Below are 20428 nucleotides of genomic sequence, written 5' to 3' on the forward strand. Positions count from 1 at the left end.
CATTGTCTGGTGTTCGTAGTGTGGGACGAGAGCTGGAACGTATCGGGTTCGGAGTGCTGAATCCGGGCTTCTGACAGAAGCGCCCCGTGTTCTTGCGAATCACGGGGCGCTGTCGTTGGTATCCGCGGCGTTACTGTTGCGGAGGCGGAGGGGTGGAGGTGCCTGTCGCCGGGGCGGCGCCCTGTGGTGGCACAGGAGCGCCGGTGGTGCCAGCCGGAGCCGGGGCAGCCGTTGCGGGAGCGGTTGCGTCGATTGGCTGGCCGGCAGGAGGTGCACCTGCGCCGGTGGCATCGATCGGCTGTCCTGCCGCTGCCGGTGCCGCTGCGGTGGGTGCTGCTACGGGAGCAGCGGGCGGCTGCCAGTAGGTGAGCTTCATGTAGACCGGCGTGATCTCAAACGGCATCTTGTCGCGGGCGCTCAGCAGAGGCTCGTACGAGGTGTGCATCTGGATCACCTGGTCGGTCCAGGGATCGAAGCGGAGGAACTGGCCGAGGGGCTCGGCGGCGACCTGCTTGAGGTCGTTGTTGGCCAGCTTGGGGCCCTTGGCAACGAGCTCCTGCATCCAGAAGGTGCCATCGGACTTGACCAGCGAATCGCCCAGTTGCGGGGTGTCGAGAGCCTTGAGACCCTTCTGGCGAGCCTGGAGCTGCTGCAGGTAGAGGCCGAAATACGGCGCTCCGTCGGCGAGCTCCTTGGCGCCCAGAAGCTTCATGGCTTCCTTGGCGGCCTCGGCGTTGTCCTTCTCGGTGTGGCCCATCGGGAGGCGCTGGAAGGCGGACTCGGGCGGGAACATCAGGCGGTCGGAGAACGCGTACTTGGTGTCGATGCGGTGACCGAGGATGATGTGCGCGATCTGGAAAGCGAGCACGGCATTGAGATTGCCCATCTGCTGGGCGCCGTCCGAGGTGGGCACGGCAGTGGTGTCGATCAGGCTCTTGGAGATCAGGATCGTGTTGCCGATGGAGACGGATTCCAATGGCTCGGTGAGCAGGGTGCGCACACGCAGCGGGCGGGAGGTCTGGATGTTGTTGTAGACGAGGATGTTGTTGGCGAGGTCCTCCAGCGTCTTGTCGAAGGGCGAGCGGGCGTCGATGAGTCCGGCGGTGTAGAGCCGCTCGATGACGTTGTCCTCGGCCTGCTGGACCCACTCGCGCTGCGCGCCGAGCGGGCTCAGGTCATTGGCCTGGTTGCTCTCGTCGTTCGCGCCAATCACAGTCTCGGACTCGTTCTCGCCCGCGTTCTCAGGAACGCGCAGCTGGTAGCCCCAGATGTGGTTGATGGCGCGGAAGTTCAGCACATGGTTTGGGCTCTTCGGGTCGGTCTCTTCGATGTAGACGGCGGTGGGGAGCCAGAGGCCCTCCTGCACATTGGTGCGCCAGGAATCGAAGTGGTAGAACTCACGGCGGTCGGCGTCGGAGCCGGCGAAGTCGCCATCGAAGCGGACGATGTTGCCGCCGTTGCGCTCCACCCAGATGCGGCCGAAGAAGCGGCCATAGGCATTGTGCTTGGTGGGCTGAACGTCGAAGACGACGGTGGGGACGGTGCCCAGGAATTCGTTGCGGACGAAGGAGAAGGTGTAGGTCTGGCGGCTATAGCTGTTGGAATCGACCAGCAGCATCGCCACGAAGCCCGACTGGTGGAAGGTCAGGTGCAGGGTGTTCGAAAGCCCCGTGATGTAGCTCATCGAGTGCTTGAACTTGCCCATGAAGCCGGTCTTCTTCTCTTCGACTCCCTTGCCTTCGGCGTAGGCCTTGTCGTCAATGACCTTGCCGAAGTTCACGCGGCCGAGCATGTGGAGATCGGACTCGGGGCTCTGGAACATGATCGGGTCGGCCTTCATCTTCTGGATGTAGGTTTCGACCAGTGGCAGACGCTCCTTGAGCGTCTTGACCACGAGCTGCTCGCGGACGATGGATTTATCGACCAGCGCATTCTGGGCGGGGGTGAGCTTGCGGGCGTAGGGGTCTTCCTGCACCTTCTTCTTGCCGAGGATCGGGAAGGCGTGAGCCCCCATTGCGGGCACAAGCACGGCAGCGAGCGCCACAGCCGTGGTGAACTTTGTCCGGAGAGTCATAGAGAGTAAGGCTCCTTCAAGTTGCGGGGGTGTCCTTCGGGGAGGGGCTACCCGTTCAAGCATGCCGAGGGGGGACTGGGGATCGGCAGACTGTCACAACCCGGAGTTGTTTCTCCGGGGTGATGACAGGATATCGCTTTCGTTAGACGCGGTTTATGAGAATGGCGATCAGCTCAGCTGGAACTGGAACTGAACGATGCCCTCCCACGGCACGGGATGGCCCTGCGCGTCGGTGGCAGGCTTGAAACGTGTGCCGCGAGCGGCGTTTTCGGCCGACTGGTCGAGCCCATATCCGAGACCACGGCCAGGAACAATACCGAGGACCTGCACGGAGCCATCCGGCATGACGCGGATGCGGACCTGAACGATGCCCTCGATGTGCTGAGCCCGTGCCTCGTCGGTGTACGTTGCGTGCGGTTTGAAGATCGTGGTGGGTACTGCCTGGGCGGGATTGGTAGCGGCCCGGGTGACCTGCTGGGCGGGCGGCGCTTGCTGGGCCTGCAGCTGAACGTTGACCGGCCGGTTGGCGTAGTTGGTCGAGTTCATGGGGCCAGTGCCGCCGGGCACGCCGAGTTTGACGCCGGCGACGTGGGCGTTGCCGTGATCCGTGCCGTTCATGTTCGTGCAGTTGGGGCAGCCGTTACCGAGCTGCACGGCCGCCGCATGAGGGCCGTTGCCGGTATTGCTGGCACTCATGCCGGGAACGCCGCGGTTTCCGAAGTTCACGGGAGCGACGGCGGGACCGGTGAGTGGCTTCAGCGGGTTATCGGTTGCGCCCAGGCGGACGGGCGAGGGGTGCGCATCATGGTTCGGGACGGCGGCAGCCGTGGTGGCCAGGTTGATCTTCACCGGAGCCGGCGGAGGGTTGACGACCTTGGGCGGCGCAGGAGCAGGGACAAAAGGCTTGGGCTTCGGAACCTCGATCGGCTTGATCTCCGGAGGAGGCTCGATGGGCTTCGGCATCTCAATCTTGCGCTCCACCATCTTGGGGACGGGCGGCAGCTTGACCGGAGGCGGTGGTGGCGGCGGAGGTGGAGGTGGTGGCTCTGTCACCTTCACGTAGGTCAGGTCCTTGGTGTCTTTCTTCGGGACCACGACATTCGTCACCACGCTGCCTACGAGAAACAGCAGGAACAGCACAATGCCATTGGTGATGATGGAGGTGGCGAACGCGCCCTTGCTCCGTGTCCCATCATCGAGCACGCCGAAGTGGGAGAACTGGACGCTTTTCGGATTTGGATCTGCGCTGCGGAGTGGCTTCGGCATGCGGTTTTAGCTTTCTTCGTTGAGGGCCCGGCAACGTACGAAGTTACCAGAACAATATCAGAATTACGCGCAAAACCCGTATAAATACCGGAATGCGACTCTTCCGTTCCGTACCATTGGACCGTGCCGCAAGTGGGTACTACAATCCCACCTCCGGGCTGTGCCGTAGGTCGGTTTTTACCGGACGTTGGTTTCAACCCTCTGTTTTGATTTCATGCACCTCGAGACCAGAATGTCTGAGAATGCAGCAATTCCGTAAAGGCACTATCGACGCCCGGCCCTCCGGGTTTCGCTGTTTTGCGCATCCTACAGGAGCAAAATGTCACCCACGCTGCTACACACCTTGTCTGCCAACATGTTCCACCTTCCCGTTCCGGTATTGGAGAAGATCCTGCGGCCGGTGGTGGTCTATCTGTGCCTGATCGTCTTTCTCCGCCTGTTTGGAAAGCGCGAACTCGCTCAATTGAACCCCTTCGACCTGGTGGTGTTGCTCAGCCTTTCGAATACTGTGCAAAACGCCATCATCGGTGACGACAACAGCGTGACAGGCGGCATCCTGGGCGCCTTTTCACTGCTGGCCATCAATTGGATTTTGATGCGAATTCTGTACAGCGCGCCCAAAATCAACGAGGCCCTGGAGGGCCACTCGACGACCCTGGTGCAGCGCGGGAGGATCGACGAGGAGGCACTGAAAAAAGAGACCCTGACGATGGAGGAGCTCTATTCGGTGCTGAACAAGAACGGGTTTACCGATCCCGCAGAGGTGGAAATCTGCGTGCTGGAGCCCAATGGGACCTTTTACGTCAAAGGGTTGCACCCGACGCTGGAGGAAGCCCACTCGACAAGCATCATGAAAGCGATCGAGGAGCTTTCGGCCGAGGTGCGGTCCCTGCGTGCGGAGATTGCGGCGAAGGGCTAGGGCCTGGCCTGCGGTTTGGCGGCCAGCTTGGAGCGAATCTTAAGTAGTCGTTCGGGGGGCTCGGGCAAAGCGGCGTCGCGAACGGCAGCACGGTACCCGCCGAGGTAGATGGAGTACATCACCGCGAGCGCGCAGCCAACGCCGAAGACGAACCCCAGGAAGAAGCCGAAGAATGGCGCCAACATCGTGCTCATACGTACTTTGAGAATGGCACACCCTCGCGCAGGGCACACGGGGGCAGTTCGGCGAATCAGTTAGTCGAGGTGGGATTCGACGTTGCGGTTGATGCGGAAGGCGACCAGCGCTGGGGTGAAGATCATCGCGGCGAAGGAGAGAGCGAGGAAGGCGTCGTACATGGGCGTTCCTATCGGCGTTGCAGCGCAGGACTTCAACGTGTGCCGGATTGATGCAGACGGGCTATTCCCTTATAGAAACTGTGTCAGGCTGGGAGCCTGGATCGTGAACACAGAGGTGGCCAGTCTTGTGGTTGCCTGTCGTACGCGGGTTCACGTACCTTGTGGCTCTTAGATATTTTTCGGAGATGGACGCTTCCCTTGTCTTCCCAAAGCACAGAAAAGCCCGTGATTGAAGCCGTTTCGCAGAATTTTGAGTCGCTGATGCGGGAGGACCGGGTATTTCCGCCGCCGGCCGAGTTTGCTGCGAAGGCGCACGTCGGCAGCCTGGAGGAGTACGAGCGCCTGTATGCCGAGAGCATCGCCGATCCGGAGGCGTTCTGGGCGAAAGTGGCGGGCGAGCTGGAGTGGTTTCAGCCCTGGACGGAGGTGCTGAGCGGGTCGGGTGCGGACGCCAAGTGGTTTATCGGCGGCAAGCTGAACCTGAGCCACAACTGCGTCGACCGGCACGCGCTGGGAGCGCGCAAGGACAAGGTCGCGCTGCTGTGGGAAGGCGAGCTCTGCGACGCGGATGGCAGGCCGAAAGAGGTCCGCAGGATCACCTACGGCGAGCTCCACGAGGAAGTCCAGCGCTTCGCCAACGTGCTGAAGGCGCAGGGCGTGAAGAAGGGCGACCGGGTTGCGATCTACATGGGCCTGGGGCCCGAACTGGCGATCGCGCTGCTGGGCTGTGCGCGCATTGGCGCGGTGCACTCGGTGATCTTCGGCGGCTTTGCGGCGCATGCGATCTCGGACCGCGTGAACGACTCGGACTGCCAGGTGATCGTGACTCAGGACGTCAGCTACCGCCGCGGCGGCGAGATAAAGCTGAAGCAGATCGTCGATGAGGCGTTGGTGAAGTGCCCGGGGGTGCGGCGGGTGGTGGTGTATCAGCGGGCGCCGCATGCCGCGTCGGGCGTGAGCATGACTCCGGGGCGCGATGTGTGGTGGCACGTGGAGATGGCGAAGGTCGCGGCCGAGTGTCCGGCGGAGCCGATGGATGCCGAGGACTCGCTGTACATCCTGTACACGAGCGGGACGACGGGGAAACCCAAGGGTCTCGTCCATACGACAGGCGGCTACTCGGTGCAGACGTACCTGACGTCGAAGATCATCTTCGACCTGCGCGAGGAGGATGTGTACTGGTGCACGGCCGATATCGGCTGGGTGACCGGGCACAGCTACGTGGTCTACGGCCCGCTGCAGAATGGCGCGACGGTGCTGATGTACGAGGGCGCGCCGAACTTCCCGGCGAACGACCGTTTCTGGCAGATCATCGACGACCACAAGGTGAGTGTCTTCTACACCGCGCCGACGGCGATCCGGGCGTTCATCAAGTGGGGCGACGACTGGGTGAAGAAGCACGATCTGAGCTCGCTGCGGCTGCTGGGGACGGTGGGCGAGCCGATCAATCCCGAGGCGTGGATGTGGTATCACCGCGAGATCGGCAAGGAACGCTGCCCGATCGTCGACACTTGGTGGCAGACGGAGACGGGAGCGATCCTGATTGCTCCTGTGCCGGGCGCGGTTCCGACGAAGCCGGGTTCGGCGACGCGGCCGTTCTTCGGCGTCGAGCCTGAGGTTGTCACCAAGGAAGGCGAAGCGGTGCCACTGGGGCAGGGTGGCTTGCTGGTGATCCGCAAACCGTGGCCATCGATCGCGCGGACCATCTGGGGCGATCATGAGCGTTACGTGCAGACCTATTTCTCCGAAGTGATGGGGCACGACGGCAAGGGCATCTACTTCACTGGCGATGGCGCGCGGTGGGATGCCGACGGTTACTACTGGCTGATGGGCCGAGTCGACGACGTGATCAACGTGAGCGGGCATCGGCTGGGGACGATGGAGATCGAGAGCGCGCTGGTGGCGCACCCCAAGGTGGCGGAGGCCGCGGTGGTGGGGCGGCCGGATGATCTGAAGGGGCAGGCGATTGCTGCGTTCGTCACGCTGGACGAAGGCAATGAGCCCACCGAGGAGCTGCGGCAGGAGCTGCGCAAGTGGGTGGCGAAGGAGATCGGTGCCTTGGCCCGGCCGGACGATCTGCGCTTCACACAGATGCTGCCCAAGACGCGCTCGGGGAAGATCATGCGGCGGCTGCTGCGCGAACTGGCGACGACTGGCGAGGTGAAGGGCGATACGACCACGCTCGAGGACTTCGGAGTGCTGGCGAAGCTACGAGAGAACGACGAGTAGGGTGGTACCCCCCCTCCCCCTGTTTGGCGTAAAGTCTTCGAAACAGAGACTTTGAGGGTGGACTTCAGGTTCGGCGTTCTCCGTTTATCCGTTCTGCAATCCCGTGGCTATAGAGGGCCTCGGTCGGAGGAGAAATCTCGATCGAGTTTTGAGGCTTGAGCCTGGAGTTTCGAGTTTCCTCGGCGTGGCCGCTGCTTTGATTGTATCGAGCGGTCGGCCGTCACTCTGCCAGGCGGGCGGGAGGCTGGGGCTCCATGGTATGTGGGAGTTACGCGGTCATGGGCTGGGCGGTGGACTTGACAGCGAGGCGGCGATGTTTGCCGGACGCCCCGAAACAGCTCTGGACCTAGACTCGTCTACGTGGATATGCGGATGAACAGGATCGTCTTCGGCTGCGCGGGGTTCATGCTCGTTGCGGCCTCGTTGCAGGCCCAGCAGGGCGATAAGCCCGTCCTTGTGAAGAAGCCGGAGGCGCCGGTTTCGACCATTACGGTGGAGGCGAAGCTGGTGGTGGTTCCGGTGGTGGTGCGGGACAAGAAGGGCGCGATCGAGAAGAACCTGACGCAGGCTGATTTTGCGCTGCAGGTGACGGGCAAGCCGCAGGCGATCCGGTACTTCGACCATGACACGGATGTTCCGCTGACGCTGGGGTTGGTGGCGGATGCTTCGCGGAGCATGCAGGAGCACCTGGACGACGAGCGCAAGGCGAGCCAGAGCTTTCTGCAGAACATGCTGCAGCCGGCTAAGGCCAGCCAAGACGGCAAGGGCAGCCGGCCAGCGGACAAGGCGTTTGTCATCCAGTTTGCGCACCAGATCGAGATGCTGAACGATGTGACGGACTCGGTGCCGCAGCTGGCGGCGTCGCTGCGGGAGCTGGGGACCGAGAGCTCGACGTTCAAGACGCAGGAAGATACCAGCGTGGATCGCGAGGGGCGGCGAGCGCATGGCAATGGAACGGCGCTGTACGACGCGGTGTACCTGGCCAGCGACGAGGTGACCGCGAACCAGAAGGGGCGGAAGGCGATCATCCTGCTGACGGATGGGGCGGATAACGGCAGCAAGGAGTCGCTGACGGATGCCATTGAGGCGGCGCAACGCGCGGACACGGTGGTGTACGCGATCTATTACAAGGGCGAGCAGCATCGCGACCAGAATCGCGGGCCGGGGAATGGCGGCGGCCGGCGCGGCGGTGGTGGCTGGCCGGGCGGCGGTGGCGGGGGCTATCCCGGCGGCGGTGGGTATCCGGGGGGTGGTGGCTATCCCGGAGGCGGTGGGGGAGGTAACAACCCGAATGGCGGGAACAATCCGAACGGGGGCAACAACCCGGGCGGCGGTGGCGGGGGCTACAAGCCGAACGTCGATGGCCGGAAGGTGCTGGAGCGGCTTTGCGGTGAGACCGGCGGGCGGGTGTTCGAGGTGAGCAAGAAGGACACGGTGGAATCGATCTATGCGGAGATCGGCGAAGAGCTGCGCTCGCAGTATCGGCTGGGCTTTACGCCGGCGGATGAGGCCGCGAAAGACGGGTACCACCAGATCACGCTGACGCTGAACGGCGAAGCGGGCAAGAGCAAACCGTGGATCGAAACACGCGATGGGTACTACACGGGAGCGGCGCGGTAAGAGCTCGGCGCGGGTGGTGGCAAGAGGATGGCGTGCGCCTGGTCTCTATTGTGTCTATCGCCAAAGTGAAGATGGCGGCCGTCGAAGTGGACGAATGCCAGCGCGAGACCGAAGACCACCAGCATAAAGGCGCTGGACAGAACGACGATCAGAAGGAAGTTAGGGCGTTTCGGGGGAAGTTGTTCGATCTCCATGGTCGTAGGATGCGTTGTTGTCGCTTCGCGATACGATCGACGCCCAAGGGCGCTACCGGTGGATGAAACCGCCCCTCAGCGGTTCAACGACACTTCCTGGTTTGCGGGGGATGTCGATCAGCTAGCGGCTATTTGAAGTCGTGCCGACCGACGGGGCGCAAAAGCCTGCACCAGGGAATGGAGCTAATGAGCGCCGTAGAGCAGGGCCGCGGCCATGTCGTCTTTGCGCCTGTTCCGATCTCCCAACCTGAGGTGATGGCTATCCCACCCCAGGATGGTTAAAGCCGTTCCGAAGAGCGCCAGCAGAACGACGCTGAAGACTGAGACGACCAGCACCGTGCTGGTGGGATTCGAGCCAATGTCGCGGAGCCTGCAGGCTGGACGGGGCGTCCGGCGCTGCTTTTCCCGAGAAAGAACGAAGAGGAGTGGCTCGTCCGCGAGATACACCTCGGGGACATTTGCTTCAGGGGCCCGACAGACAGAATGCATGCGGGCTTGGATGCGCCATCCGCAGGGAGTCGCGCTGTGCGGAGGGAGGATCAATTTTGTGTTGTCGAAATCGTTAACCAGCCATGCAATTCCAGCCAATGCTGGAGCAGCAGGGGGTAGATGGCGAGCTCAGGGTACCTGGGCTGATCGTCTCCCATGTGGGTGCCGTGGGGGCCGAGTTCGAAGACGTGGAGCTCGGCTGGGACGCCGGCTTTCTGGAGCGCGTTGAAGAAGGAGGTCGCGTTGAGGGAGTTCACCTTTTCGTCGTGCTCGGTGGCATAGATGAAGCTGGGGGAGCTTTCCTTCGCGACGTGCAGGACGGGGTTGATGGCGTCGACGAGAGCCTGGGGCGCGTTTTTGCCGGTGAGGGCCTCCATGCCGAAGGTGCCGGGGATGTCGGGCGAGAGATCGGTGCGTGCGTAGTTGAGGATGGCGAAGTCGGGGTGGGCGGAGAGCTGGTCGATGGCATCGTGGGATGCGCTGCCGGGACCAAGCTTGCCGAAGGCGGGGAGATCGGCGCGGGGATCGGCTGTTGCCAGCCAGGCGGCCATGTGGCCTCCGGCGGAGAAGCCCCATAAGCCGATGGCATCGGGACGGAGGTTCCAATCCTTGGCGTGGGAGCGGACGAGGCGGACGGCTCGCTGGCCGTCGACCAGTGCCCAGGGGTAGAGATAGCGCGGCGAGAGCCTGTACTGCAGGACGAAGGCGCTGATGTTGTGGGCGACGAGCCAGCGGGCTTCGCGGGCTCCTTCCTGCTCCATGACGAGATGGTTGTAGCCACCGCCGGGAAGGACGACGACGGCGGTGTGGGGTCCGGGGCCTGTGGCGGGGTAGCAGAAGAGCTTGGGCTGGTCGTCGTCTTCGATGCCGACGGCTCCGGGGGCCTGGCCTTGCCAGAGGGGTTCAACGGTGGCGAAGCCGGCGGGCGGCTTGGTGTGGACGAGGTTGGAGGCGGTGGGCTGCTGGGCGGAGAGGCCGATGGACAGTGCGGTGGATGCGAAGGCAAGGCTCAGGGAGCGGAGCGAGACACGTGAGGAGCTCATGGGGCAACAGCATACCTGCAACCTGTCAGACCGGGCTCATGGCTGAGGGGTGACCGGGTGCCGCGCGCATCTTCCGGTGGCGGGGAGCATCCAGAAGGTAGACCCCGTGGGCCGTGGAGCGATGGCGTGAGCCGGGCTCCTGGCGGATGATAGAAGGCGACGCTGGGTCGTTGCGTTGCAGTTGCAGAGGGAGATTCATCATGATCGGAACTACGTTCTTTCGCACGGTGCGGACCTCGGTTGGTGCTGCCGCGCTGGCCGTGACGCTTGCGGCTGCCGCGCCGGTGGCAGCGCAGATCCTGCCGCACGATGCCAGCGTCGGGATCCAGGCGCACCATATTTATCCGGAGATCGGCGCGGCGCAGGGCGATATTCGCGATGCGCTGGCCGTGGCGCGGAAGCAGCACAAGCGGGTGATCCTCGACTTTGGCGGCGACTGGTGCGGTGATTGCCAGGTGCTGTTCCTGTACTTCCACCAGGCACCGAACCAGCAGATCGTGAACCAGAACTTTGTCATCGTGCCGATCAACATTGGCCGCGAGGATGCGAATCTGGATATCGCGCACAAGTATGGCGTGCCGTTGAAGGGCGTGCCCGCGCTGGCGGTGCTGGACTCGAATGGCAAGGTGCTGGTGGCGCAAAATCTGGAGTTCGCGGACATGCGGCACATGGAGGCGGGCTCAGTGACGGCGTTCCTCAACAAGTGGAAGAAGTAAGCTGGCGGGAAAGGCTGCGAGAGGTGTTAGAAGGTTCTGGTGTGTTGAGCATGCCCTCAGCGGCTAAAGTCGCAGGGTCATCGCGCGTCTTACCGCGGGACTAAAGTCCCGCGCTGACAAAGCACGGATTAAGGCAGATTGGAGTGCTGCCCTGACAAGGCAGGACTTGAGCAGAGGCTTCCAGACTGATGGATCGCGCAGTCGAGACCATTTCGCGCACCGGCTCCCGGGCGATCGCTTCCGGCCTCGCAAAGAGGTTTGTGGTGACGCCGCTGTACCGCTGCCTGCGGGCGATCCTGCTGCTGCGGGCGGCAGTGTTTTCGGCGATCGACCATGACGTGTTCACGGTGGGGCAGGCGACGGCGTATTCGGGGATACTGGCGCTATTTCCGGCGCTGATTGTGTCGGCGGCCGTGGTGGGGATGCTGCCGGGGAACGTGCCGCTGCGCCACCAGCTGGCAGCGTTTTTCGACCGCGTGCTGCCCTCGAATGTGGCGCCACTGCTGGAGGCGTACTTCTCGCAATCGCACCAGAACCCGCAGACGACCAAGGCGCTGCTGAGCGCGCTGGTGGTGAGCCTGTTCGGCGCGGCCAGCGTGATGGCGACGCTGATGGAGGGGTTCCGCCGCGCGCATGGGCTGCCGGATCTGCGGGGCAGCTTCTGGCCGCGGCGACTGCGGGCGCTGGTGCTGGTGCCGGTGTCGCTGCTGCCGATGGCCGCGGCGAGTGTGCTGGTGATGTTTGGGCACTTCCTCACGATGCGGCTGGCGGGATGGCTGCTGACGGACCTGCGGGGGGTGTTCTACGTCGTCACGGTGCTGCTGCGCTGGACGGTGGCGCTGCTGGGTTCGGTGGCGATCCTGGGGCTCATCTACCATCTTGGGACGGATCCGGACCGGAGGCTGCAGCTGCGGCTGGAGCCGCTGATTCGCGAGACGCTGCGACGTCCGCTGAGCCTGCTGCGCAAGGAGTGGAGTTGGCGGGCGAGCCTTCCCGGGGCGGCGCTGGCGACGGCGCTGTGGTTTATCTCGACGCTGCTGTTTGGGCTGTATGTGACGCGCTATGCGAATTATTCGCGGGTCTATGGGTCGCTGGGCGCGGCGATCGCTCTGCTGGTGTGGCTGTACATCATCGCGGTGAGCGTGCTGATGGGAGCGGAGTTCAATGCGCAGCGGGCGATCGACAGCCGCAACGCGGCGGAGGGGCGTCCGAGCTTCACGGGGCACCCTCGGGAGCTGCTGGCGGCGCTGCGCTGGCCTCCTGGGTGGCGACGGTCACGCTCGTTGACCCACGGCGCAGGTAGAATGTCAGACTGATGGACGGCAGCTGCTTGACCGGCCTGACAACTGCACACGGAAAGAGCGGGCCCGACTGGCGGGCCGCGGGGATGCTGGGTTTGATGGAAGACACAATCAAAGGTGCGACTTCGCCGTTGCGCCGCGCCAAGATCGTCGCCACGCTGGGGCCGACTTCAAGCAGCGAAGAAGTATTTCGGAAGCTGGTTCGCGCGGGGCTGGATGTTGCTCGCTTGAACTTCTCACACGGTTCGCATGAACAGAAGGCCGAGCTCATCGCGATGGTGCGGAAGATCGCGCGCGAGGAAGACAAGCCGATCTGCATTCTTGCCGACCTGCAGGGCCCGAAGATCCGCACCGGTGTGCTGGTCGACCACAAGCCGGTGATGCTGGAGGCAGGCAAGCGCCTGACGATCACTCCCGTGCAGATGGAAGGCACCGTGGAGCGCGTGAGTACGGTATTCACGACGCTGGCGGAGAACCTGAGCCCGGGCGACCAGGTGCTGCTGTCGGATGGGCTCATCGAGCTGCGAGTGGTTGAGATTCAAGGCGCAGACGTGGTCACCGAGATCATCAACGGCGGCATGCTGGGCGAGAAGAAGGGCATCAACCTTCCGGGCGTCGCCATCAAGGTTCCATCGCTGACGGAGAAGGATGAGGCCGACCTCGAGTTTGCGCTGAAGGCGGGCGCCGATATGATCGCGGTCTCCTTTGTGCAGACCGCGGACGATGTGCGCTATGTGAAGGGCCGCATCGCGTCGCTGGGGTATGACACGTGGGTGATCTCGAAGCTGGAGAAGCCGCAGGCGATCGATCATCTGGACTCGATCCTCGAGGCTTCGGACGGCATCATGGTGGCCCGCGGCGACCTGGGTGTGGAGATGCCTCCGGAGAAGGTTCCGGCGATCCAGAAGCACATCATTCGGCGCGCGCTGGAGTACCGCAAGCCGGTGATCACAGCGACGCAGATGCTGGAGTCGATGATCGAAAACCCGCGCCCGACGCGGGCGGAAGCTTCGGACGTAGCGAATGCGATCTACGATGGCACCGATGCGGTGATGCTCTCGGCGGAGTCGGCGGCGGGCAAGTATCCGGTGGAGTCGGTGGCGATGATGGCGAAGATCGTCATGGAGACCGAGTCGCAGATCGAGCTGGTGTCGAACCGGACGCTGCGCCACAAGCGCCGCACGCTAAGCGTGCCGGAGACGATCTGCGAGTGTATGGCTCACTCGGCCGATGACCTGGACCTGGCGGCGATTGCGATCTTTACGGAGACGGGAACGACGGCGCGACTGCTCTCGAAGTACCGCCCGGATGCTCCGATCTTCGTGCTCTCGCCGTTCGAGAGCGTGACGCATCGGTCGATGCTGCTGTGGGGTACGCAGCCGATTACTTGCGAGCGGTTTTCCTCGACCGACAAGCTGGTGGAGATGGCGGAGAAGATCCTCGAGACGCATGGTCATGTGAAGCCGAAGCAGATTGTGGGGATTGTTGCGGGCACGGCGACGAAGTCCGGTGCGACGAACTTTATGCGGCTGCATGTGATTGGGGATCGATAAAGCCAAGGAGCGTTGCAAGCAATTGGAATGGCCGCCTAAAACTAGGCGGCCATTTTCATCTTTGCCGGCTTGCGGAGGGGCGCGATCTTCGCTCGTTTCCTGCGCAGGACCTTCGCGATGTCGTACTGATTCTGCAAGCCGAGCCAAAACTCGGCCTCCCACTGAGCGAAGGCTTCGGACAGCTTGACTGCGACAGCGGCAGAGATTCCCAGGCGGCCATTCAGGATCATGGATAGGTTCGCGCGGGTCATGCCGAGGTGTCTTGCGAGATCAGCGACGGTGAGATCTTCCGACATGATTTCGCGGAGCAAGGCTCCCGGGTGTGCAGGCTTGTACATTCGCATACAGGTTGCTCCTCAGTGGTAGTCCTGATAATCCAGAATTTTTGCGTTGCCATGATCGAAACGGAAGGTCAGCCGCCAGTTTCCATTCACCTTCACGGACCAGTGCCCGGTCAGAGTCCCCTTCAGTGGATGCAGGTTCCAGCCGGGAACATCCATGTCTTCAGCCCTCTTTGCCTGATTGAGCGCGACGAGCTGTACAGCCAGCTTTGGGGCATGAGCGGGTTGGATGCCGGCCTTGGAACCGGTGCGAAAGAACCGCTCCAGGCCTGCATGTCGGAAGGATTCGATCACGTGCAGCTCCGCAGTGTCGATCACAGTAACTGTATCAGTTAGTAATACGCGCCACAAGGCCGGTTTTCCGATACGCGCCCGGTGTCTACAATCTCTTTATGGGACGCATTCACGTACTTTCCGACCAGGTAGCGAACCAGATCGCTGCTGGTGAGGTGGTGGAGCGTCCGGCTTCAGTGGTGAAAGAGCTGCTGGAGAACTCGCTGGATGCGGGGGCTGCGCGGATCCGGATCGAGGTTGAGGCGGGTGGGCGGAAGCTGATCCGCATCGTCGACAATGGGCATGGCATGGGGCGCGATGATGCTCTGTTGTGCTTCGAGCGGCATGCGACGTCGAAGCTGCGGAGTTCCGATGACCTGCTGAAGATTGCGACGCTGGGGTTTCGCGGCGAGGCGTTGCCGTCGATTGCGTCGGTGTCGCGGCTGTCGCTGCAGACGCGTGCGGTTGACGATGAAGTGGGCACGGCGGTCGAGATTGCGGGCGGCAGGATGCTGAGCGTGGAAGACGCTGGGCTGCCTGCGGGAACGACGATTGCGGTGCGCGATCTGTTCTTCAATACGCCGGCGCGGCGGAAGTTTCTGCGCAGTGAGCAGACCGAGCTGGGGCACGTGGCGGCGCTGGTGACGAACTATGCGCTGGCGCATCCGGGCAAGCACTTTGAGCTGCACACGTCGACGCAAACATTGATCAGCGCACCGGCTGTGACGGATGCGGGCGAGCGGCTGTATCAGCTGTTTGGCGGCGAGACGTACCGGCACATGATTCCGATTGCGGCGGAGATGGACTATGCGCGGGCGGGGCTTCCGCAGCCTCCGCCATGGAAGCGCGAGGCGGACTATGAAGCTCCGCCCGCCGGATTTTTGCGGGTGAGCGGGTTCATCTCGAAGCCGGAGCTGCAGAAGCTCAACCGAAACTCGATTTATGTGTTCGTGAATGGGCGGCTGATCCGCGACCGGTTGATGCTGCATGCGCTGAGCGAAGCGTATCGGAACATCATTCCGCCGACGTCGTTTCCGGTGGTGCTGCTGTTTCTGGAGATGCCTCCGGAAGAGGTGGACGTGAACGTGCACCCGGCGAAGACCGAGGTGCGGTTCCGGCAGACTGCGTTCCTGCATGATTTTGTGCGCGACAGCGTGCGGACGGGGCTGATGCGGGCTAGGCCGGCGGCAAGCTTTCTTGCGGCGATGAGCAACGGGCCGACTGCGGGTGCGTCGCTGATGGTGGATGTGAGCCCGATCAGTGGGATCGATCAGCCGGTGTTTGAGCCGCGGGAGCGGACGGAAGACCAGCACGGCGAGCTGTCGAGGGGCGAGGGGACAGGTTTTTCAGGAGCGAGTGACTCCTCGTACCTAGGCGCATCGGAGCTTCCTACGGATGCGGAACTTGCTTCGGAGGCGGAGGCTTTCTCGCTGCGGGAGCGGGTGGTTCCACCCTCGCCGGGGAGGCTGGGATTCGAGGGAGCGGGGCTGGCGGTGGGGTACGACGCTCCGTCTGTGCCGAATTCGGACGCTGGTCCATGGAGTAATGTTTGGGGCGGAAATGATCAGCAGCAGCCGACGTTGAATGCGCTTTCGACGCTGCGGCCGCTGGGTCAGCTGCGGGACTCGTTCATCCTGGCGACGAATGAGGAAGGGCTGTGGATCGTGGACCAGCATGTAGCGCACGAGCGGGTGCTGTTCGAGAAGATTCTGCGCGAGCGTGAGGTGGAAAAGGTGCAGCGGCAGCGGTTGCTGATGCCGGTGCTGGTGGAGTTGCAGCCAGCGCAGATGGTGATTTTTGCTGAGATTGCTGAGGAATTGGAACGAAACGGCATCGAGGCGGAGCCGTTCGGGCCGCGGACGCTGGCGGTGAAGGCGACCCCGGTCGGGCTGGATGGCCGGGAGCTGGAACGGACGCTGGAAGAGGTGCTGGCGGTGGCCGATCGGACGGCCCAGGCAGAGAATGAGGAGGCGCGGCGGACCCGGATTGCGGCCTCGATCGCGTGTCATGCGGCGATCAAGATCAACACCCCGCTGGAGCCCTCGAAGATCGATTGGCTGCTGCGGGAACTGGGAAAGACGGAACATCCTACTAGTTGTCCGCATGGCCGCCCCATCGCGTTGCGGTATTCTTTAAAAGACATTCAACGGGCGTTCCAGCGCATCTAGCCTTTGGGCTTGCGCGGAGCCTGTTTTTCCCGTCGGCGCAGCGAGTCCGCGCGCGCGGCGTCCAGGTCAAACCGAGCTGCAGTCGACGCGCCGGGCGAAAGCCATGGCGAAGGATGGGACGCGGCAACTGAAGGGACACAAGTTTTGAGTTCAACACCGCAATTTTCCCAGGAGCAGCTGACTGCAGCTCGCTCCCACATTTGGCGTCAGGATGGCGATGCTGCCCTGACCCTCGAGGCCGTTCGCGAGTGGCTTGCGCCGCTCGGTCTGGTTTCGTTTGAGACATTTGCGAAGGCGCCCGCGCCTTCGCTGGTCGAGGCCACGCTGGGCGCGGCCAATGCCGAACCGACGCCGGAACAGATCCACGTCGCGCGCAGCTTCATCGCACGGCTAGTGAGCGAGGGCGGCGCGCTGCCGCTGAACCTTGCCGGCCTGCCGGGTGAGATGCCGGACTTCGTTGTGACGGCACAGGTCTTCAGCTACCTGTTCACGCTGCGCGGCGACAAGGGCTACAAGGTCGCTCCGCAGAGCTCCGGGCCGTATGCGGTGACCCCGCTGGCGGTGAAGGTGTATGAGGTTCTGAGTGAGCGCGGTGCGCTTTCGGCTGCCGAGCTGGCCAATGAGCTGGGCCGCGAGCTGACCGAGGCTGCGGTGATCCGTGCGCTGGTCGAGCTTTGGGGCCAGCTGCGAGTGCTTCCGCTGTACGGGCAGAACGAGGAGACGACGCTGTGGGAGATCACCACGCGGCGCTTCCTGAAGCCGATCAAGGCGGGAGCGAATGCGGGTGTGCCGACGGCGCTGTCGGCGATTCTTTCGCTGTATCTCGGGCAGGTCGTTGCGGCCTCCGAGGAGCAGGTTGCGGCGTTCCTCTCGAATGTGGTCGCGGGCTCGCGGGTGCATGAGGTGGTGCTGGCGCTGACCAGTGCTCGGCAGTTGGAGACGGTTGTGATCGACGGGCAGACGCTGCTGTACATTCCTGGCGCGCTGCCTGAGTTTGCCGAGCCTGAAGTTGAGGGTGAGGGCGAAGAGGCTGAGGGTGTTGAGGGCGAGGCCGTTGAAGGGGCTGAAGTCGCCGAGGGCGAGGACGCTCCGCGCATTCGCAGCTTCTCTTCGGGGCGCGCCAATGAATTGCGTGGCAAGCCGGTTTCGCGTGAAGGCGCGCCGCGGCGGGCTCCTGTACGGACACCTGGCGGAGCGCCGAAGCGGGCAACTGGTCGTACGGGCGGAAGGCCGCCGGGCCGTGGTGGTCCGAGCGATCGTCCGGCTTACCCGCGTCGCGATGGCGCCGACGAGCGCACGCGGCGCCCGTTTGACCGCAGTGCTTCTGCGGGAGGCTCGGATCGTCCTGCGCGTCCTCGTCGTGAGGATGCGGGGGATCGTCCGGCACGTCCGCGTACATCGCCGGCGTTTGATCGTGCGGCACGTCCTCGTCGTGAGGATGGAGATCGTCCGACACGGGCGCGGGAGAATGACTTCACCCGTCCGTGGGCGGAGGATTCGGCGCCGAAGACCGATACGCCGGCGCAGTTTGCGCGGTTCGACAAGAAGGCTCCTCGCGAGCTTGGCCCGCGTGAGGAGAAGGGTCTTCCTCCGGAGAAGCGTCGTTTCGAGAAGCCGAAGCCTGCTGAGGGCGAGGGACGGCCATTCGAGCGCAAGAGCTATGGCAGCCGCGAGGGTGGTGGCGAGCGCAGCAGCTGGAAGCCGTCGCCGCGTTATGGTGGCGACCGTGGCAGCCGTGAGAGTTCCGGCGAGGGTGCGCCGCGCTCGTTCGAGCGCAAGCCGTTCTCGAAGAAGCCGTTTGGCGCGCCGCGCCCTGGTGGGGACCGCAAGCCGTTCGGAGCGAAGCCTTCGTTCGGTGGTGAGCGGAAGTCGTTTGGCGATCGCAAGCCTTTTGGGGCGAAGCCTTCGTTCGGAGGGGATCGCAAACCATTCGGTGCGAAGCCGTTTGGGGATCGCAAACCGGGCGGGTTTGTTCGCCGGGATCGCCCTGAGGGATCGTCCTTTGGGGGCGGTTCGGATTCGCGTCCGCCGCGCCGCTTTGAGGGTGGCGAGGGTGGTCGTCCGGAGCGCAAGCCATTCGGGGCGAGGCCGGCATTTGGCGGCGAGCGTAAGCCCTTTGGCGATCGCAAGCCGTTCGAGCGGAAGCCCTTTGGGGCGAAGCCTTCGTTTGGCGGAGAGCGGAAGCCGTTTGGAGATCGCAAACCGTTCGGCGCCAAGCCGGCGTTCGGTGGCGGTGAGCGTAAGCCGTTTGAGCGGAAGCCGTTCGGTGATCGCAAGCCGTTCGGAGCGAAGCCGGCATTTGGTGGCGAGCGTAAGTCCTTTGGAGATCGCAAGCCGTTCGGTGCGCGTCCTTCGGGTGGCGGTGATCGGAAGCCTTACGGCGCGAAGCCGGGCTTCAGCAAGCCGGGTGGCCGGTTCGGTTCGAAGCCTGCGTACGGCAGCAAGCCGGGCGGATTCCGTTCGCCGGGACCTCGTCGTCCACAGTCTGGTGCGGGAGAATCCGGAGAGTCCGGGAATCCGAAGGAGTAGCCGCCACCGATGACGCCGACGTCACCTGCAGTTGAGACACCGAACGCCACGCGCCGCCGACCCGTCATTGCTATCGACGGGCCGGCGGGTGCGGGCAAGAGCACGATGGCCGCGCACCTCGCGCGGCGCTTCGGCTTCCTGAACCTGGAGACCGGGGCGATGTACCGCGCGCTGGCACTTAAGGCGATTGACGCGGACGTGGACTTTACCGATGAGCAGGCGCTGATGGACGTGGCCGAGTGCACACGCATCGGGCTGGAGCCGCAGCTCGAAGGGAACCGCGTGCTGCTGGATGGCATGGATGTCTCGCGGCGCGTGCGCGACACGGATGTGACGGCCGCGGCGAGCAGGATCAGTGTGCATCCTCGGGTGCGGGCGTGGATGGTGGACCTGCAGCGCAAGATGGGCCAGCAGGGCGGCGTGGTGATGGAAGGCCGTGATATTGGCACGGTTGTATTTCCGGATGCCGAGGTCAAGATCTTCCTCGATGCTGCGCCGGAAGTACGCGGTAATCGACGTTACCGGCAGGTGGGTCCTACGCTGGCGACGAAGCCTGAAGAGGCTGTGATCAAAGAATTGAAAGAACGCGATGACCGCGACCGTAATCGCGCGGAATCGCCGCTGCGGGCGGCACCTGACGCTGTAACTCTGGACTCGACCCAGCTAACTCTGGGTGAGGTGTTGTCGAGAGCGGAAGCCATTGTGAGAGAGCACATTCCGGAGCCGCAGTTGCACTAGGTACGGTGCAGTGCGGTGGAAGTTGAATTTTCCGCTAGCAAAATTTGCCAAGCGTGCTAACATCCTCACATCGTTTGAAACAAGTTGGTTTCTGCAGGGTTAGCTCTCGCCGAAGCTCCATTTGGGTTCAGCGTCAAAGATCAATCACACAAGGATTTGCGAGACATGGAACAGGGAACAGTGAAGTGGTTCAACGACGCCAAGGGTTTTGGCTTCATCAGCCGTCAGAACGGTGAAGACGTGTTCGTGCACTACTCGGCCATCATGACGAATGGCTTCAAGAGCCTTCAGGAGGGCCAGGCTGTTCAGTTCAATGTGGTCAAGGGACCCAAGGGCTGGCAGGCTTCTGACGTTCAGCCTCTGTAGTCCGTCGCGGTAATCTATCGCGTCCGCAGAAAACCTAAAAACGATGCTCTTGCAAGAGGGAACAGGTGGGTCTGTTCCCTTTTTGCGTTCTGCGCGCGGCCCAGGGAAGCCCGGTTGAAGCCGGGAGCATTTCCCTCAGCGGCTTCTATGAGACGGCTGTTGGAGTCAAGGCTTTGTTGTTTTCTGTGGGTGTTTTGGGTTCATCTCGGGCTTCTATACGCACTCGGAGGGGTTCGTTTTGAACCTGGTGCTT

At 63.2% G+C, this 20428-nt stretch carries 16 protein-coding genes; 10 read left to right on the forward strand and 6 right to left on the reverse strand.

Features of this window, described 5'->3' with window-relative positions; all coding sequences use genetic code 11:
- Positions 1-130: 130 nt before the first annotated feature.
- Complete coding sequence (locus AC5E6W_RS00910) at positions 131-2074, reverse strand: hypothetical protein (RefSeq protein WP_491750371.1); 1944 nt, start codon at positions 2072-2074, stop codon at positions 131-133.
- 168 nt (positions 2075-2242) lie between these two features.
- Positions 2243-3340, reverse strand: coding sequence for an energy transducer TonB (locus AC5E6W_RS00915; RefSeq protein ID WP_491750372.1), 1098 nt, complete (start codon positions 3338-3340; stop codon positions 2243-2245).
- Between the two features lie 343 nt (positions 3341-3683).
- Here AC5E6W_RS00915 and AC5E6W_RS00920 point away from each other — a divergent pair, with 343 nt between their 5' ends.
- Positions 3684-4259, forward strand: a complete 576-nt coding sequence (locus tag AC5E6W_RS00920) for a DUF421 domain-containing protein (protein WP_491750385.1) — start codon at positions 3684-3686, stop codon at positions 4257-4259.
- Here the strand turns inward: AC5E6W_RS00920 and AC5E6W_RS00925 are convergent.
- Complete coding sequence (locus AC5E6W_RS00925) at positions 4256-4453, reverse strand: hypothetical protein (RefSeq protein WP_491750373.1); 198 nt, start codon at positions 4451-4453, stop codon at positions 4256-4258. The genes AC5E6W_RS00920 and AC5E6W_RS00925 overlap by 4 nt on opposite strands.
- A 423-nt stretch (positions 4454-4876) precedes the next feature.
- Between AC5E6W_RS00925 and acs the strand changes: the two genes are divergently transcribed.
- Together acs and AC5E6W_RS00935 are read left to right on the forward strand one after the other, a co-directional pair.
- Positions 4877-6844, forward strand: coding sequence for an acetate--CoA ligase (gene acs / locus AC5E6W_RS00930; RefSeq protein WP_491750386.1), 1968 nt, complete (start codon positions 4877-4879; stop codon positions 6842-6844).
- Between the two features lie 372 nt (positions 6845-7216).
- On the forward strand, positions 7217-8464 hold the full coding sequence (locus AC5E6W_RS00935; RefSeq protein WP_491750374.1) for a VWA domain-containing protein: 1248 nt from the start codon (positions 7217-7219) through the stop codon (positions 8462-8464).
- 733 nt (positions 8465-9197) lie between these two features.
- On the opposite strand, the gene AC5E6W_RS00940 is transcribed toward AC5E6W_RS00935, so the two are convergent.
- Entirely contained in the window at positions 9198-10190 is a 993-nt protein-coding gene (locus tag AC5E6W_RS00940) for an alpha/beta hydrolase (protein ID WP_491750375.1), read from the reverse strand.
- Between the two features lie 200 nt (positions 10191-10390).
- Here AC5E6W_RS00940 and AC5E6W_RS00945 point away from each other — a divergent pair, with 200 nt between their 5' ends.
- From AC5E6W_RS00945 to pyk, 3 genes are all read left to right on the forward strand, one after another.
- Entirely contained in the window at positions 10391-10906 is a 516-nt protein-coding gene (locus AC5E6W_RS00945; RefSeq protein WP_491750376.1) for a thioredoxin family protein, read from the forward strand.
- A 188-nt stretch (positions 10907-11094) separates the two neighbouring features.
- The gene (locus AC5E6W_RS00950) at positions 11095-12222 is read left to right on the forward strand and encodes a YihY/virulence factor BrkB family protein (protein ID WP_491750377.1); all 1128 of its coding nucleotides are present in this window, start codon (positions 11095-11097) and stop codon (positions 12220-12222) included.
- Between the two features lie 83 nt (positions 12223-12305).
- Positions 12306-13760, forward strand: a complete 1455-nt coding sequence (gene pyk / locus AC5E6W_RS00955) for a pyruvate kinase (protein ID WP_491750378.1) — start codon at positions 12306-12308, stop codon at positions 13758-13760.
- A 41-nt stretch (positions 13761-13801) separates the two neighbouring features.
- On the opposite strand, the gene AC5E6W_RS00960 is transcribed toward pyk, so the two are convergent.
- The gene (locus tag AC5E6W_RS00960; protein ID WP_491750379.1) at positions 13802-14104 is read right to left on the reverse strand and encodes a HigA family addiction module antitoxin; all 303 of its coding nucleotides are present in this window, start codon (positions 14102-14104) and stop codon (positions 13802-13804) included.
- Positions 14105-14116: 12 nt separating this feature from the next.
- Positions 14117-14419 carry a type II toxin-antitoxin system RelE/ParE family toxin gene (locus AC5E6W_RS00965; protein WP_491750380.1) on the reverse strand — a complete coding sequence of 101 codons (303 nt, stop codon included), beginning with the start codon at positions 14417-14419 and terminating at the stop codon, positions 14117-14119.
- A gap of 74 nt (positions 14420-14493) precedes the next feature.
- On the opposite strand from AC5E6W_RS00965, the gene mutL reads away from it, so the two are divergent.
- From mutL to AC5E6W_RS00985, 4 genes are all read left to right on the forward strand, one after another.
- The gene (mutL, locus tag AC5E6W_RS00970) at positions 14494-16542 is read left to right on the forward strand and encodes a DNA mismatch repair endonuclease MutL (RefSeq protein WP_491750381.1); all 2049 of its coding nucleotides are present in this window, start codon (positions 14494-14496) and stop codon (positions 16540-16542) included.
- A gap of 144 nt (positions 16543-16686) precedes the next feature.
- Positions 16687-19071 carry a hypothetical protein gene (locus tag AC5E6W_RS00975; RefSeq protein ID WP_491750382.1) on the forward strand — a complete coding sequence of 795 codons (2385 nt, stop codon included), beginning with the start codon at positions 16687-16689 and terminating at the stop codon, positions 19069-19071.
- A gap of 9 nt (positions 19072-19080) precedes the next feature.
- The gene (gene cmk, locus AC5E6W_RS00980) at positions 19081-19809 is read left to right on the forward strand and encodes a (d)CMP kinase (protein ID WP_491750383.1); all 729 of its coding nucleotides are present in this window, start codon (positions 19081-19083) and stop codon (positions 19807-19809) included.
- Between the two features lie 165 nt (positions 19810-19974).
- Entirely contained in the window at positions 19975-20175 is a 201-nt protein-coding gene (locus AC5E6W_RS00985; protein ID WP_103934864.1) for a cold-shock protein, read from the forward strand.
- The last annotated feature ends 253 nt before the right edge of the window (positions 20176-20428 follow it).

Source organism: Bryocella sp. (assembly GCF_058498515.1).

What these genes read in the sequence shown, in the direction of transcription:
- AC5E6W_RS00940 (WP_491750375.1), bottom strand. Translation starts at nt 10,190, where the DNA reads ATGAGCTCCTCACGTGTCTCGCTCCGCTCCCTGAGCCTTGCCTTCGCA.
- AC5E6W_RS00915 (WP_491750372.1), bottom strand. Translation starts at nt 3,340, where the DNA reads ATGCCGAAGCCACTCCGCAGCGCAGATCCAAATCCGAAAAGCGTCCAG.
- cmk (WP_491750383.1), top strand. Translation starts at nt 19,081, where the DNA reads ATGACGCCGACGTCACCTGCAGTTGAGACACCGAACGCCACGCGCCGC.
- AC5E6W_RS00910 (WP_491750371.1), bottom strand. Translation starts at nt 2,074, where the DNA reads ATGACTCTCCGGACAAAGTTCACCACGGCTGTGGCGCTCGCTGCCGTG.
- mutL (WP_491750381.1), top strand. Translation starts at nt 14,494, where the DNA reads ATGGGACGCATTCACGTACTTTCCGACCAGGTAGCGAACCAGATCGCT.
- pyk (WP_491750378.1), top strand. Translation starts at nt 12,306, where the DNA reads ATGGAAGACACAATCAAAGGTGCGACTTCGCCGTTGCGCCGCGCCAAG.
- AC5E6W_RS00935 (WP_491750374.1), top strand. Translation starts at nt 7,217, where the DNA reads ATGAACAGGATCGTCTTCGGCTGCGCGGGGTTCATGCTCGTTGCGGCC.
- AC5E6W_RS00950 (WP_491750377.1), top strand. Translation starts at nt 11,095, where the DNA reads ATGGATCGCGCAGTCGAGACCATTTCGCGCACCGGCTCCCGGGCGATC.
- AC5E6W_RS00925 (WP_491750373.1), bottom strand. Translation starts at nt 4,453, where the DNA reads ATGAGCACGATGTTGGCGCCATTCTTCGGCTTCTTCCTGGGGTTCGTC.
- AC5E6W_RS00960 (WP_491750379.1), bottom strand. Translation starts at nt 14,104, where the DNA reads ATGCGAATGTACAAGCCTGCACACCCGGGAGCCTTGCTCCGCGAAATC.
- AC5E6W_RS00985 (WP_103934864.1), top strand. Translation starts at nt 19,975, where the DNA reads ATGGAACAGGGAACAGTGAAGTGGTTCAACGACGCCAAGGGTTTTGGC.
- AC5E6W_RS00945 (WP_491750376.1), top strand. Translation starts at nt 10,391, where the DNA reads ATGATCGGAACTACGTTCTTTCGCACGGTGCGGACCTCGGTTGGTGCT.
- acs (WP_491750386.1), top strand. Translation starts at nt 4,877, where the DNA reads ATGCGGGAGGACCGGGTATTTCCGCCGCCGGCCGAGTTTGCTGCGAAG.